Origin of the sequence: Zobellia laminariae, from assembly GCF_030553095.1 — a bacterium.
GTDB lineage: Bacteria > Bacteroidota > Bacteroidia > Flavobacteriales > Flavobacteriaceae > Zobellia > Zobellia laminariae.
The window spans coordinates 42912-58299 of sequence record NZ_CP130738.1 but is presented as its reverse complement, the minus strand read 5'-3'; the positions used below and the strand labels follow the sequence as shown (position 1 = coordinate 58299).

The following is a 15388-nucleotide window of genomic DNA, read 5'->3' as shown; positions in this document are numbered from 1 at the left end:
CTTTTTATTAGAATTAATTTATAGATATAAAACATTTAAAAACATGAACTTAAATCCGCTAAAATTGGCATTTTGTTGCGCCTTAGCATATAGTTGTGGAACCAGTTCAAAATTTGATAATTCATCTGAATTACCTGTTGAGCAAAATCAAATAGAAGAAGCAGAAAAAGAACCAGAGACGGTTCTAGAAATATCCGAAGAAGTTGGTTGGAAAGATATTCCCGTACCTGCAGATGCCGGGGCGGATATGACATGGGAGTTTCAGAAAATTTCCGATGATTTTGAGTATGATGCTCCTGCTGATAATAAAGGAAATCAGTTTCTTGAAAAATGGGATGATTTTTATCATAACCAATGGAGTGGACCGGGCCTAACGGAATGGAAAAGAGAACGTTCTCATGTAACAAACGGACAGTTACAAATGTGGGCAACACGCAAACCTGGTTCAGAGAAAATCAATATGGGTTGTATTACATCAAAAACGCGAGTAGTTTATCCTGTTTACATAGAAGCACGTGCAAAGGTTATGAACTCAACTCTGGCTTCAGATGTGTGGTTGCTGAGTGCAGATGATACGCAGGAGATAGATATTCTAGAAGCCTATGGGGCAGACTATTCAGAAAGTGCCCAGAAAGAACAGTCTTATTTTTCAAAAAAAATACATATTAGTCATCATGTATTTATTAGGGAACCTTTTCAAGATTATCAACCAAAAGATGCAGGAACCTTATTTGAAGACGGTACCGTATGGAATAAGGACTTTCATACCTATGGTGTCTATTGGAAAAATCCATGGCATTTAGAGTATTACATAGATGGGGTATTAGTGCGCACCGTTTCAGGTAAGGATATGATAGACCCTAAACACTTTACAAATACAACAGACCCCGGAAACACAGAAGTAGATACCCGAACAGGTCTAAGTAAAGAAATGGATATTATTATCAATACGGAAGATCAAACATGGCGATCTACACCAGCCTCAGGTTTACAATCTCAAACGGTTACCCCAACTGATGGTGAGTTAGAGAATTTAGATAACAACACGTTTAAAGTAGATTGGATTAGAATTTATAAACCGGTGGCAAAGTAAGAGCTGTCTTATTTTGCTCTTACAACAGTTGTAATTGGGTCTTTGATAGATTTGGATATATAAACCATAGGTAGTTCCCTCTTTTTTAAACTACAATCCTATGGTTTTTTTATATTTTATTTTCTGATAAATGACCAAAATCATGTGTTCTTATTTATATTTTTCTCTCATAAAAACAATCTTCAAAAGGCTTGACCTAGAGGGGATTTTTAGTTAATTTCATGGTGTGATAAGCGTCACTCTTTAAATTGACACTAAGATGGATTATGTAGATTATTATAAGGTTTTGGGCGTGCCTAAAAAGGCTAGTGAAAAGGACATTAAAAAAGCATATAGGAAAATGGCACGAAAGTATCATCCTGATGTAAACCCAAACGATGCAACTGCCGAGAAGAAATTTAAAGAGATAAATGAAGCCAATGAGGTTTTAGGGAATGTAGAAAATCGAAAAAAATACGACCAGTACGGAAAAGACTGGATGCATGCCGAGCAATTTGAGAAAGCAAAAGCACAACAAGGCGCACGAGGTGGCGGTCAGCAATACGGTCAAGATTTTGGAGGTGGTGATTTTTCCGATTTCTTTGAATCTATGTTTGGCGGCGGTGGAGGCGGCGGTTTTTCGCAACGAGGAGGGCAGCAGACTAGGTTTAGAGGGCAAGACCTTAATGCGCAGTTACGCTTAAACTTGCGCGATGCCTTTACGACCCAAAAACAAACCTTAACCGTTAATGGCAAGAATATTAGACTTACTATACCGGCAGGGATTGAAAATGGGCAGACTATAAAAATACCAAGGTCATGGTGGACCATAGAGAAATAATGGTCCAAAAGGCGACCTATATTTAAAGTTCATAATAGATAACAACACACCTTTTAAAAGAGACGGAAACAATCTGTATAAGGATGTTGATGTAGATTTGTACACTGCAGTTTTGGGAGGTGAAATTACCGTTGATACTTTTGATGGTAAAGCAAAACTTAAAGTTAAACCAGAAACCCAAAGTGGAACCAAGGTAAAATTAAAAGGTAAAGGGTTTCCTATTTATAAAAAGGAAGGCCAGTTCGGAGACCTTTACATCACTTATAACGTTCAAACCCCTACCAATCTATCCGATAAAGAGAAAGAACTATTCAAACAATTAGCATCCCTTAAAAACTAAGATTATGCAACAACAAGAATATGTATCGGTAACCGAATTTTGTATAGGCCATAGTATTTCTACAACGGTTATAAATCAGTTGAACGAATTTGGTCTTGTGAGCATCATAAAACGTAGTGATAGTTCATATATACCTATGGAGGAACTTCCTATGGCCGAAAAAGCACTGAGGCTACACACAGATTTAAATATCAATTTAGAAGGTGTTGAGGTCATTACACGTCTGTTGGAACGGATAGAAGAAGCAAATGAGGAGATGAGAAGGCTCAAAAATAAGCTGAGTTTGTATGAGTAGGTTTTAGTTTAACTTTTTATGCTTTAAATTTTTCAAAACAGACCAATTTATCAATTTTGAAAGGAGAGTTTACTTTTCAATAGTTAAGGAAAAAAGAAGAAAACGTGTACTTCAAGTTTTCGATTCCACTACTATTTGCCTATTGTTTTTTTAGAAATTATTCATAACGAGAAAATAAATAGGCTTTAAAAACAAAACAATTGCTATACAAAAGACTTTTGTTCTACAATTTAAGCCCATAGTAGCAAAGAATTCAAAAGATATATTACATTTTTGAAGCTTGAATCAAAAGAACTTTCTAATTTGATTCAAATCAAAATAACTTATGTTTTATGGAATTCAAATCCCTAGTTACTGTATTCATCCTAATGTTGTGTTTATCCTGTAAAGGACAAAATAAAGTAAATCATTCTCCTCCAAATATTGTTTGGATTGTTTCGGAAGATAACTCAAAGCACTACCTACAACTATTTGATAAAAACGGAATTGAAACGCCAAATATTGAAGCTTTGGCAAAAGAAGGGGTACAATTCAACAGAGCATTTTCCAATGCACCAGTTTGTAGCGTGGCGCGATCCACCATTATATCTGGCTGCTATGCACCACGAACTGGTTCTCAGTTTCACAGGCGTTCAAAATTAGTGCCTATGCCAGACTCTTTACAAATGTTTCCGGCATATTTGCGGGAAGCTGGTTATTACACGGTTAACAATAGTAAAGAGGATTATAATTTTATTAAAAGCGATAATGCTTGGGACGAATCCTCATCAAAAGGAACTTGGAAAAACCGACAGCCAGACCAGCCATTTTTCTATGTTCATAACATAGGAACTACACATGAATCTAGAGTTCATTTTCCTGAAAGTGATGTAGAAGATGCTCCCACAACAGCAAATGCTGACGATTATACGGTACAACCTAACCACCCAAATACAAAGCTCTTTCGGTACACCAATGCCCGTTATCGTGATAAAATTGTAGAAATGGATGGTCAATTGGGTGAGGTCGTAAAAGCGCTTGAAGCAGATGGTCAATTAGAGAATACATTTATCTTCTATTACGGAGATCATGGAGGTGTATTGCCTGGTAGTAAAGGATATTTGTATGAAACAGGACTTCATGTGCCTATGGTTGTTAGGATTCCTGAGAATTACAGAGATATGGTGGATCTAAAGAGAGGAAGTCAAACAGATCGCTTTGTTAGTTTTATAGATTTGGCCCCAACAGTATTGAACTTGGCTGGAATAGAAATACCTGAGCAAATAGACGGAAAATCCTTTTTGGGTAAGGGAGTTGATGCGGAGAAGTTAAGTGAAGAAAATGTAACCTATGGTTATGCTGATCGGTTTGATGAGAAGTATGATATGGTGCGTTCCGTACGTAAAGGAAAGTACAAGTACATTAGAAATTTTAATCCTTTCAATTTTGATGGGTTGATGAATGAATATCGTTACAAACAGGCTGCCTACGGAGAATGGGAGGAAATGTACCAAGAAGGTAAGTTGAATGAAGTACAGTCCGCTTTTTTCAAATCACGTGCACCGGAAATGTTGTTCGATGTGGAAAATGACCCATATGAAACCACAAATTTGGCCATTGATTCTAAGTTTGGAACTACCCTAAAAGAGATGCGCGGTCTTTTAAATGATTGGATTAGTGGTATGCCCGACCTTTCTTTTTATCCCGAATTCTATTTGGTAGAAAATGCTTTTGATAATCCTGTAAAGTTTGGAAGGAATCACAAAGGTGATATTCAAGATTATATAACAACGGCCAATCTAATGTTGCATGATGCTACGGCGGTACAAACCCAATTAAAAGAGCTATTACAATCTTCGGATCCATGGCAACGCTACTGGTCGCTAATTGTATGCAGTAGTTTTGGTGATGAGGTAAAAGCGCTAACTCCGGCAATCAAAAAAATAGCACAGAATGATGTGCAGGGAATTAATAGGGTAAGAGCTGCAGAATTTTTAGGAATTACCAAAGTAGCAGACCCAGCTCCGGTTATGTTAGAAGCTTTTTATTCTGCCAAAAGTGAAACTGAAGCATTATTGATTTTGAACTCCGTTGTGCTTTTAAATTCGCATGCTTACGGATACAAATTCACTATTGATCAGGATAGAATTAACCCGGGTTTTTTGGGAGAAAAATCAGAAGTATTGAGCCGTACCCAATTTCTAAGTGCTCAAACAAACTAGGAATTAATTCATCTTTTTCAAACAATACAAAATGCTTAATTTAAAATTCATCAGTAAAGCAGGTGTATACCATTTTATGGTATTTGCTTTTGTAGTTACTGGGCCAATGTCAATGGCTCAGGAGAATGAGAAATCAACAGCAAAGACAGATCGTCCAAACATTATATTTCTACTTTCCGATGATCAGACTAGTGTAGCCACGGGATGTTATGGAAACGACCAAGTGAAAACGCCAAATATGGATCAACTGGCAAAGGATGGTGTTCTCTTTCTTAATCACTATAACACCACTTCTATCTGTATGGCTAGTAGGGCCAACATTTTAACGGGGATGTATGAATATAAAACAGGATGTAACTTCATGCACGGCGATTTTGCCGTAGAAAAGTTCGAAAACACGTATCCAGTACTATTGCAAAACGCTGGTTATTTTACAGGTTTTGCGGGTAAAGTAGGTTTTGTTCTAGAGGGAGAAGCATCGGATAAAATTGAAGATGGATTACCGGTAGGCTATTTCGACAAATGGGGCGGAGGACCTGGGCAGACTATATATGAGACGGCAAAAAATCCAACTATTGCGGAGTACGCAAAAGAATATCCACATAGTACACGAGCATATGGTGCTTGGGCAGGAGATTTTATAAAAGAAGCAAAAAATTCAGGTAAACCTTTCTGTATGTCCATTAGTTTTAAAGCTCCTCATTTACCTTTTACACCAGACCCTTTCTTTGATGATGTATATGCTGGGCAGACGTACAAAAAGCCCGATAACTACGGGACAGAAAATGCTACGCATTTGTCACCTCAGGCAAAATCTGGACGTCAATATAATTCATATGATTTCTGGAGAGAATCGGAAGCATCTTATCAAGAGGCAATTAGAGCTTACAATCAGCTAATTCATGGCGTAGATTATGCTATTGGAATGATTCGCGAATCGTTAGTGGAACACGGAATGGATAAAAACACCATCATCATTTTTACTGGTGATAACGGCTATAGCTGTGGAGCTCATAATCTTGGGGGGAAAGTACTTCCGTATGAGGAAGCTTCCAGATCTCCATTTATTATTTACGACCCAAGAGCTCCCAAAAAGCAACGGGGTGTAAAACGGAAGACTATAACGGCTAATATAGATATGGCTCCAACTATCCTAACCTATGCCGGTATGGACATCCCTAAAAATATGGATGGCGAAAACCTAATTCCTTTAATAGAAAAGGAATCCGGTATTAAAAGAGACCATATAGCATTGACCAATATGTGGGGCAATGATGAAATACAGGCCTTATCCGTGGTAACTGAAGATTATAAATATATCTATTGGCAATATACAGATGATCGTATGCAGCCCACAGAGGAACTGTTTCATATATCAAAAGATAAACTTGAAATGCATAACCTAGCAAAGGATGAAGGTTACAAGTCGGAACTCGCCAATATGCGCAAGCTTTATGATGAACGCTATAAGCGTTTAGTAAAAGACGGAATGAAAGCCAACGATTATGAAAAATACACTGTTTTATTTGATAGAAAAGCTTCCGAGAGCCAGAAGAAACAGTATCGTAAACTCAACTATGCTCAGCTTCTTGAGCAAGAAGGAAAAACAAGAAAAAATAACAACATTCATAAGAATTAAAATTACGATTTCTGTTCAGGAAAGAACAAAGTAACTATAAGACAACCTTTATAGCAATTGGTAAATATAAAAAGGAACAACTCTGCACACGGGTTGTTCCTTTTTTGTCTTTAGAGCTGTTAGCTTTTTTTAAGTATAAAAAAACCAGAGAGCTTTTACACCCTCTGGTAACAAACTAACTCAACAAACAACTCTTTTTAATAGGCTCTCTTAAGTACCCCCTATTTTTAAACAACAGAAAGGGCTTTTTCAGCTCCATTCTTTTTTTATAGTGGTACTAACATACTAATTGATTTAAAAGCCGGAAACATGCTCCGGCTTTTGTCTTTATTCACCTCATTTGGTATGTAATTAATACCCTTCATTTTGAATCAGCGCTTCAGTTATATTTATTTCCGATTGCGGTATTGGCAAGTAGTACTGCTTTTGATCAAAAGGTCTTGTTTCAATAGTAAATTCTTCAAAAGAAACATTTTCGTTCAAGTCTTTTGACCAGCGCAAACCTTTGACGTCAAAACCAAGATTATCTTCATTTAACCAACGTCTTTCGTCAAAGAAGTTATGACCTTCGAAAGCAAGCTCAACCCTTCTCTCTCTTTTAATTGCCTCTAAAAGTTCTGGACCGCTTGCGGTAATGGCAGGTTGTAAAGCTCTTTCTGAAACTCTACTTACATACCTTCTTGCCGTCTCTTCATCTCCAGCCCTATACGAAGCCTCTGCATAATTTAAATAAATTTCCGCAAGTCGATAGATGATATAAGGTCTTCCAGGACTTGCTTGTTTTACGTCTGTACCCAATGCCTCATTTTGAAATTTACGCATTGCATAACCCGTTGTAGAACCATGTCTAAAATTCCCTAAAGTTTGTTGGTCTTGCGAAAAAGAATCCAAACCATCTGGAACCACAGTGTTATCTACAGAAATAGAATAATCAATAGGTCTTCCTCTAAAAACCGCCCCTTGATAATTGATGTTGGCATAAAAACGCATTTCGCGGTTCTCGTAAGGGTTGGCAGCATCAAAAGAAGGACTTTCAGTAGTATTACCATCTTCCATATTGTAGATCATAGTATAGTTGTGCAATGGTGTTGAAAGACCCCATCCATCAAAACCTCTAGGCGACTGCGCATTGTCTGGCTGTGTCGTAACATCTGTACCGAACCCAAAAACAGTACCGCCAAAAGGTCTTGCGAATAAGATATCTTGATTTGCTGATAAAAATAGTTCTTGGTAAGCCTTAGCATTTGGAGTACTTATCAAATCTCTATCCCCTACCAAATCAATGACCGCTTTAGCAGCATCTGCGGCATCTTGCCATTTGTTGGCCTTGTTATAGGTGTACAATTCTAAATTAGATGATTGCGGAGCCATAGATGGGTCGTGCAAATCACTCGCTGCATATAACAAAGTTCTAGATTTCAGGGCCAACGCAGCCAATCTTGTAGCTCTGCCAAATTCTCCACTTTCTCTAGTTACAGGTAAAAGTGGCGCGATTTCATCTATTTCACTAACTATAAAATCTACGACCTCCTGATAACTATTACGCGGAATATTAAAGTCATCATCTAGCGTTGTTGCCGAAGTTAATAATGGTACCCCTCCAAAGAACTTCAGTAATTTCGAATACTGATTAGCTCTTAAAAAACGCATTTCTGCCTTTAAGGCTTCTATTTCATCGGGATTATTTACTTGAGCCTCACTACCTTCAACTAATTCTAAAAATACATTGGCTTGTCTTACATAGGTATAAAGGTCTTGCCATTTTTGACCTAACTGTCCTACATTTTGAGAAGACCACCCTCTAAGAACTCCAAAGATGTCTAAGGCTTGTGTTGCTGCGTTGAAATTCATTCTAGCTTCAAGGGATGCTATCTCAACATTCATGTAACGAGCCCAAAATTGGGAGCCAACCCCAAATGACTCAGTACTGTTATAAGTTGTAAGTAATAACAATTCAACTTGTTCTGGTGTACTCAATACCAAATCACTGGCAAAAGAGTCCCTTACGTCTATATCCAAGCTTTCTTCACAACTGCTAAAGGTTATAAAGAACGCCATCAGCATTGTAATGCTTATTCTTTTTATTACTATATTATTTTTCATATTTTTTTTTTTTTTAGAAACTAAAATTAACACCCAAAGTATATGTTTTTAGGGGGGTATACTGTGCTCCTCTAAAATTGTTATACCCCGTAGCTTCAGGGTCAAGGCCCAAATCCCAAATATCTGAGAAGAAAGTGGCTAGGTTAAATCCTCTGGCAAACAGACGAATGTCAGCAAATTTGATAACATCGCTTTTTAAAGTGTACGAAAGTTCCACTTCTTTAAGGCGTACAAAAGAGGCGTCAAAATAGTAAATGTCAGCAAAACCATCAGTTCCGTCTATTTGCCCTCCACTTATAGCATCTCCTTGCGCAAACGCTCTTGGGTAGATTGAGTTTGTGTTGTTTGGTGTCCATCTTTCATTGAATACAAATTCTGGTTTTGCACCTGATTGATCAAAGAATACCAACGTTTCTGCTTCAGCTTGCCCTTGTAACAAGAAATTGAAACCAAAGGCTTTGTAATTGAAGCCCCCATATATACCGTATTGTACTTGTGGAATGTTTGAAGTTGATGTTCTGATAAAATCATTTCCATCAACTACACCATCATCATTTACGTCTACGTAAATTGGTTCTCCCGGTACAGTGCCCTCTCTTTTAATAGCAGTGGCATCAACCTGAGCTTGGTCTTTAAAGATTCCATTAGTCGGGAAGACGTTATTATAGGAGTCTATTGGTTTACCAGCTTGCTTTTGGGAATCTAGGATATTTTCTCCCTCAGGTAATGAAATCACTTCGTTACGAGCATTTGTAAAATTCATTCCTAAATTATAGGAGAAGTTATCGTTTACTTGATCATTCCAAGCCAATTCAAATTCGTAACCCCAACTTCTGGTCTCACCTATGTTTTCAGCCGGAATTTGACTATTCTGTAATCCTATAAAATAGGAATAGCCCCTGATCTATTCACTAAAATATCTGATCTATCTTGTTCGTAATAGTTGAAATCACCTGATAATTTACTATCAAACAAGGTAAAGTTCAAACCAATGTTCCATAGCTTAGCCGTTTCCCAAGTTACGTCGGTATTTGCTAGCCTAGCAAGATTATAGGTGTTGGAAAAATTTTCACCACCTTCTCCTAATACATAATAATTTGGAAATCTTGTGCCTAATGGATTATTTGTGTTACCCGTATTTGTTCCAAGATCAAATAAGGAAAGGAATTGGTTAGCGCCAATACGATCGTTACCCATTTCTGACCAAGAAGCCCTTAGTTTTAAACCGTCGATCCAACTAACGTTCTCTAAGAAACTCTCTTTATCAATTGCCCACGAGACCGCAGCACTTGGAAATGTCCCATAACGATTGCCTTCACCAAATCTACTGGATCCATCGTATCGCATTGTAAAGTCAATAAAATATTTTTTCTTAAAATCATACGATAGAGATCCAAAGAAATCTTGTCTTTTAAATTCAGAGCTAGTTCCACCCGAGGCCTGTCTATCATCATTGTTACCTTGAAACAATTCTCCTCTGCTAGCATCAGGAAATCCACCAACTTTTGATGCAAAGAAATTATTTGAATCATTATTTAGCCTTTCCATTCCTACGAAGGTACTTATGGAGTGGTCGCCAAACGTGTTATCGTAATGTAAACGTGCATTATAGATTTGTTCATCAAATTTATCAAATCTCTCGGTCAAGATACGTTCTGTTCCTTGCTGATTAGATCCAATTCTTGGCTCAAAAGCTCCATCATCCCCTTGTGCGTAAAATGTCCAAGGAGAATACCAAGTTTTTCTATTGGTCTCTATTTTTCTAAACCCTGTAAATCCTTTTATACTTAACCCTTTTAATATCTTGCTCAGCTTCCAATCTACTGTAAAACGACCTGTAGTGGTATTTGTAAAGATATCATCAAACCCAGAGGCATTACTAGAGGTTAAAATAGGATTTCCTTCATCGCCTCCTCGTGCAGGAAGACCATTTGGATATCGTGCAATTTCATTTGGCGGGAGGCCAAAAATTAGTTTATAAATATTATTGGCATTAACACCTTATGGCGCAGTCCTTTTACCAAAACGCGTAGCTAAATCTACTCCTAATTTGAAGCTATCAGTTAAATTGACATCAATATTAGAGCGAAGTTGATATTGCTTAAAACCTAAAGAACCTGATTTATATAAACCTTTTTGGTCTATAAAATCACCACTAACGAAATACTTAGCTTTTTCGCTACCTCCAGAAACAGAAAGAGATGTTCTAGATTCAGGAGAAGTCTTTGCTAATACCTCATCGGCCCAATCAGTATTTGGAAAACCTGCAATATCCTGAGGTGTAAATAATGGGTCGGCATCTGCACCATTAACTCTTGCATTTATTTCATTCTCATAGGTTGCAAACTGGTTTACATCCATCAATTCTGGCCGTTTGGTAAAAGATGAAACGTTATACGCATGAGAGAAATTGATTTTAGGCTTGCCGGATTCACCTCTTTTTGTAGTTACCAGAATAACTCCGTTCGCTGCTCTAGAGCCATAAATTGCGGCAGCGCCATCTTTAAGTACAGTAAGTGATGCAATATCTTGTGGTGCCAATTGAGAGAACGAATCTGAAGGAACCCCGTCAATTAAGATTAGTGGAGTATTATTTCCTAAAGTAGATTTACCTCTAATTAAAATAGTGGTAGCATCATCATCTGTATCGCCACCCCCACCATTACCTGCACCTTATGGTACACCACCACGGTCACTAATAATTAGACCTGAAGCTCTACCTGCTAATGATTTGGCAACATCCTTACTTGATGATTGCTCAATAGCCTTGCTATTAATAGTACTTACTGATCCAGTTACTTCTCCTTTTTTCTTAGTAGAATACCCTAAAACAACTACTTCGTCTAATAATGCAGCATCCTCTTCTAAGGTAACGTTGATTTCCGATTTACCATCCACTTGAACTTCTTTTGATGAATACCCTATATAGGAATATACAAGTGTAGTTTGGTCATCATCAATATTAATACTGTAATTACCATCAAAATCTGTTGAAGTACCATTGGTAGTTCCTTTAACTAGAATGGTTACACCTTTAAGGCAATGGACCCGTTGCATCCGATACCGTACCTGTTACGGTTTGTTGAATTGGGTTGGAGGTGAGGTCGTTTTCTAAAGATGATTCCGTTAAATCTGAAGACGCGTGTGATTGGAAGGGAATCGTTATCGTTAAGATTATCGCGAACTTTAATGCGAGTAATCTCTTGATGGAGTTGCCCGGGCAACCTGCATCAGTAAACCATTTGATTTTCATAAATTTGAATTAGTTAGAGTTAATATGCCCCAGAGTCAATGGGGTATTACTTTACTTCATGCATAGCATGAATTTCTAAAAGGGGAGTGTTAGCGCACTTTCCTTTTTTTTTTGTCAGTTATATTTTAGTTTTTAAGGGTTGAGTAATTGGGTCATAAGGAGTTGGATTGGTTTGTTAAATTGATAATGCTCATTTAATTTTTACAAATGAACCACAAAAACGAAGGAAGATATTTGCGAAATTTAACTAGGGATTGCACTATTTTACCATTTTTAAGGTTTTCGTGGATAAATTGTGCCTAAATTGAGTTTATGCTAATTTCGAATTCACTTTTTTGAAGAATATTAGTAGCATATCCTCTCAAAGCAGATGAAATACTGGAGAAGTAATCACTCTTTTGGAAGAATCTAATGGAAAATTATAAAACCGGACAAGTATCCGTAATGTAAGAAGTACTATTAGGGGTAGAAATAGCCTATTGATTGAAAAAGGCAATCATTTTTTATCAACTTTGATAAAAGTAAAAACACTATTAATAGTTAATTAACTGATAATCATTTATTTATAATAATGAAAATACAGATTGAAGCTGTTCGGCTTTTATGGGCTTTACAAAGTAGTCAGAGATAGAATGAATTTTTTTAGCTCTTTCAATATCTATAGGATCTAAAGAAGAAGAAATCATATAGATATTTATTTTCTTACTTAGCTGACTTTCAATTTTGGAAAATTCTTTCATGAATTGAAAACCATCCATAATAGGCATATCAATATCTAGAAAAATAACATCGGGTAATTCTGAGTCAATGTTAAGATTTTTTAATATAAAGGCCAACGCCACTTCTCCATCTTCAAAATCCATGGTATTTGCTTCTAAATGCATGGTTTCTATTTTTTTTACCACTGTATAACGATAGATATAATCATCATCTATAATACAGATTTTAGGGGTACTTTTCATTTGTTCAATTAAAATTTATAGTAAAAGTGGTGCCAACGTCTACTTTGCTGGAAGCACTAATTGTGCCTCCCATAGACTCTATTTGAGATTTGGTAAGGAATAAACCAACACCCTTGGCATCTGGGTGTCTGTGGAAGACCTTATTTAAACCAAACAATTTATGGCCATGTTGTTCTAAATCTATGCCTAAACCATTATCCCTGAATTCTAACTTTATATTACCATTTAGATCTGTTGCTTTAATTTCTATTTCTGGTTTGCGACTTTTTGATCGGTACTTCATACTATTACTAATCAGATTCAAGAAAATACTTTCTAAATATATTTTATGATACTTAATTTTTGAGCATTTAGAGAAGTCAGAGGTAATAGAAGCACCGGATTTTAGTATTTCACCGGCCAGCAAATCCTTGGTTATACTTAAGACATCTTCAAACTCAATTTCTTCAACATCTTCATCTGTATGAGGACCTTTTGTTTTTAACGCTTCAATTAGCGTATTTAGTGTTAAGGTGAGTTGATTTATTACCGTTTCAAATTTTCCAAACAAACTTTCCTTTAGGACTTCATCATCTGTGGTTTTATAAATGTCTAAAAGAGAATTAAGGTTACTTACTGGTGAACGTAAGTTATGAGAGGTTATATGCGTGAAATCTGCTAACTGTCTGTTCTGTTCAGTTAATTTATGAGCTAAGACTTCTAAGTTTTCTTTGGCCTTAATAATCTTACGTTCTGCAGACTTCTGTTTAGTAATATCTCGGATAGCCAGTGATATTACTAGCTCACCTTCCCATTCTACAGGTCCCATATTTATTGAAATAGGTACTTCTTCTCCGTTTTTACGTAAACCAACAAGTTCTTCTACAACACCAATCTGTCTTGTATTATTAGAATTGGAGAATTTAGCGGCCTTAATAAAAGGTAATATGTTAGGAATGAAATCTTCTATAAATTCTTTTAATAATTCTTCTGGAGAACATTGGAATAAGGTTTCCGTCTGTTTATTAATAATTTGGATGGTACCTTGTTCATTAATTATCATGATAGCATCTGGAGCGGATTCTAGAAGACCTTTTAATTTTTTTTCGGCCATTTTCAGTTCCGTAATGTCTTGTGTTGTACCTATTATCTCCGTAATTTCTCCTTTTTCATTAGTAACGACCTTACCCATTACATGAATTGTTTTAACTCTTCCGGAAGGAGTTACAATTTTATGGGTAAAACTTCTAAAAGTTTTGGATTGGATAGTTTCTCGCATATGATCTAATATCATTTGCTTATCATCTGGGTGGACGAGTGCTTCAAACTTATCTTGGCTAAAATCAGAGCCATCTCCTTGACTTTCAAAAATTTCATGGAGACTCTTAGACCAATACCCTTGGCCGGTATTAAAATTGCGTCGCCAATGCCCCATTAAAGTTATTTGCTCAGCGAAATTCAACAACTCATTTTTTGCGATAAGTTCGTTCTGGTACTTTTTTAATTCAGATATATCTGTAGAAACAACTATAAACCCAATATTTTTTCCTAAATCATCTTTTACTGATGATACCGTACATTGCACAGTTACTGTTGAGCCGTTCTTGCGGATGTAGGTCCATTCTCTGGTATCGTTTACATTTTCAACAGGTAAATCTTTATAGTGGCTAAAATTATCAGGATTCTTTCCGTATTGTAGAGCAATGTCTCGCCTAAATTTATTTACTTCATCCATTGGCAGAAAGGCCATGGGACTTTCTTTGTGCTCCATTTCGGAGGCAGAATACCCTAGCAGTTTTTCTGCTCCTTTATTAAAATGATTTATATAACCAGCACTATCTGTAGAGAAAATAGAAATTGACTCTGAGTTATATATGGCTTTTAGCTGGGCATGGGCTTGACTTAGTTGAGTTCTGGCAGATTTAGCAGCGCTAATATCTTGGATGATACCAAATATCCGGGTTACTTTACCGTCAATTATTTCTGGTTTTCCCATAACACGAATCCATTTGCGGTTATGTTTTGCAGTAATTATTTCAGCTTCATAATCAAAAGAAGACCCTTTATCAAGAGCCTCATTAATTATAAACAATACCTGTGGGAGACTTTGATCTGTCTCATAGAAATTTAATGTATTATTTAAGGTTGGGATATAATTATCTGAAACCTCATAAATTTTCTTCACCATGGTACTCCAATATACTTTTTGTGTACTAAGGTTTTCTTCCCAAGTGCCTATTTTTGCGGTCTCTTTTGTCTGCTCAAAAATTTCTTTGGTTCTAGCCTTTTTTAACTCATATTCTTTGTTAGGAGTAATATCTATGGTATGAATAAAAAGTCCTCCAATTTCATTTTTACCAACATACCAAGCGTGAATATTCCAAGAGAGTAATTTTACAGTACCATCTTTATAGGTAAAAGGAATTTCATCAAAAACATCAATTCCTTTGTCTATACATTCTTGGTGAAGTTCTTTTGAACCTTGAGTTATTTCTGGGAAAATATCATAATGGCAATGACCAATGATTTCTATGCCCTGTAGTTTGTAGTCTTTTATCCAACAATTAGAAGCGGCTATATAGCACATGTTTTTGTCGAACATAGCAATAGCTGTCGGTGCCTGTTCAATAAAGATTTTGTGGTATGGTATTTTAGATTTCGATTTTTTGGTAGTTTTCTCCAAATCTTGCAATTTTATAGGAA

General features: G+C 36.4%; 12 protein-coding genes and 1 pseudogene. 5 read left to right on the top strand and 8 right to left on the bottom strand.

Translation table 11 applies throughout. The annotated features are described in order from the left end of the window. Positions 1 to 43: 43 nt before the first annotated feature. The 5 genes and pseudogenes from Q5W13_RS00285 (at position 44) to Q5W13_RS00265 (ending at position 6388) form a co-directional block, all read left to right on the top strand. Positions 44 to 1093 (top strand): family 16 glycosylhydrolase, encoded by a 1050-nt coding sequence (locus Q5W13_RS00285; RefSeq protein ID WP_304444933.1) that lies wholly within the window; start codon positions 44 to 46, stop codon positions 1091 to 1093. A 259-nt stretch (positions 1094 to 1352) separates the two neighbouring features. After that, positions 1353 to 2253: pseudogene (locus Q5W13_RS00280) on the top strand (DnaJ C-terminal domain-containing protein). Positions 2254 to 2257: 4 nt separating this feature from the next. Beyond that, complete coding sequence (locus Q5W13_RS00275) at positions 2258 to 2548, top strand: chaperone modulator CbpM (protein WP_155597022.1); 291 nt, start codon at positions 2258 to 2260, stop codon at positions 2546 to 2548. A 332-nt stretch (positions 2549 to 2880) separates the two neighbouring features. Next, positions 2881 to 4749, top strand: coding sequence for a sulfatase family protein (locus Q5W13_RS00270; RefSeq protein ID WP_304444932.1), 1869 nt, complete (start codon positions 2881 to 2883; stop codon positions 4747 to 4749). A 31-nt stretch (positions 4750 to 4780) separates the two neighbouring features. Beyond that, positions 4781 to 6388, top strand: a complete 1608-nt coding sequence (locus tag Q5W13_RS00265; RefSeq protein ID WP_304444931.1) for a sulfatase family protein — start codon at positions 4781 to 4783, stop codon at positions 6386 to 6388. Positions 6389 to 6739: 351 nt separating this feature from the next. Here the strand turns inward: Q5W13_RS00265 and Q5W13_RS00260 are convergent, their stop codons facing one another. From Q5W13_RS00260 to Q5W13_RS00225, 8 genes are all read right to left on the bottom strand, one after another. After that, positions 6740 to 8491 (bottom strand): RagB/SusD family nutrient uptake outer membrane protein, encoded by a 1752-nt coding sequence (locus tag Q5W13_RS00260; protein WP_304444930.1) that lies wholly within the window; start codon positions 8489 to 8491, stop codon positions 6740 to 6742. A 13-nt stretch (positions 8492 to 8504) separates the two neighbouring features. After that, a complete protein-coding gene (locus Q5W13_RS00255) occupies positions 8505 to 9302 on the bottom strand; it encodes a SusC/RagA family TonB-linked outer membrane protein (RefSeq protein ID WP_304444929.1) in 798 nt (265 codons plus the stop codon). Between the two features lie 68 nt (positions 9303 to 9370). After that, positions 9371 to 10138, bottom strand: a complete 768-nt coding sequence (locus Q5W13_RS00250) for a SusC/RagA family TonB-linked outer membrane protein (RefSeq protein WP_368662385.1) — start codon at positions 10136 to 10138, stop codon at positions 9371 to 9373. 354 nt (positions 10139 to 10492) lie between these two features. Next, the gene (locus Q5W13_RS00245; protein WP_304446578.1) at positions 10493 to 11110 is read right to left on the bottom strand and encodes a TonB-dependent receptor plug domain-containing protein; all 618 of its coding nucleotides are present in this window, start codon (positions 11108 to 11110) and stop codon (positions 10493 to 10495) included. A gap of 54 nt (positions 11111 to 11164) precedes the next feature. After that, positions 11165 to 11548 carry a carboxypeptidase-like regulatory domain-containing protein gene (locus tag Q5W13_RS00240; protein WP_304444928.1) on the bottom strand — a complete coding sequence of 128 codons (384 nt, stop codon included), beginning with the start codon at positions 11546 to 11548 and terminating at the stop codon, positions 11165 to 11167. Next, the gene (locus Q5W13_RS00235) at positions 11526 to 11744 is read right to left on the bottom strand and encodes a hypothetical protein (protein WP_304444927.1); all 219 of its coding nucleotides are present in this window, start codon (positions 11742 to 11744) and stop codon (positions 11526 to 11528) included. The genes Q5W13_RS00240 and Q5W13_RS00235 overlap by 23 nt, the downstream gene beginning before the upstream one ends. A 563-nt stretch (positions 11745 to 12307) precedes the next feature. Further along, positions 12308 to 12706 carry a response regulator gene (locus Q5W13_RS00230; RefSeq protein WP_304444926.1) on the bottom strand — a complete coding sequence of 133 codons (399 nt, stop codon included), beginning with the start codon at positions 12704 to 12706 and terminating at the stop codon, positions 12308 to 12310. 4 nt (positions 12707 to 12710) lie between these two features. Then, a complete protein-coding gene (locus Q5W13_RS00225) occupies positions 12711 to 15368 on the bottom strand; it encodes a PAS domain-containing sensor histidine kinase (protein ID WP_304444925.1) in 2658 nt (885 codons plus the stop codon). Positions 15369 to 15388: the final 20 nt, after the last annotated feature.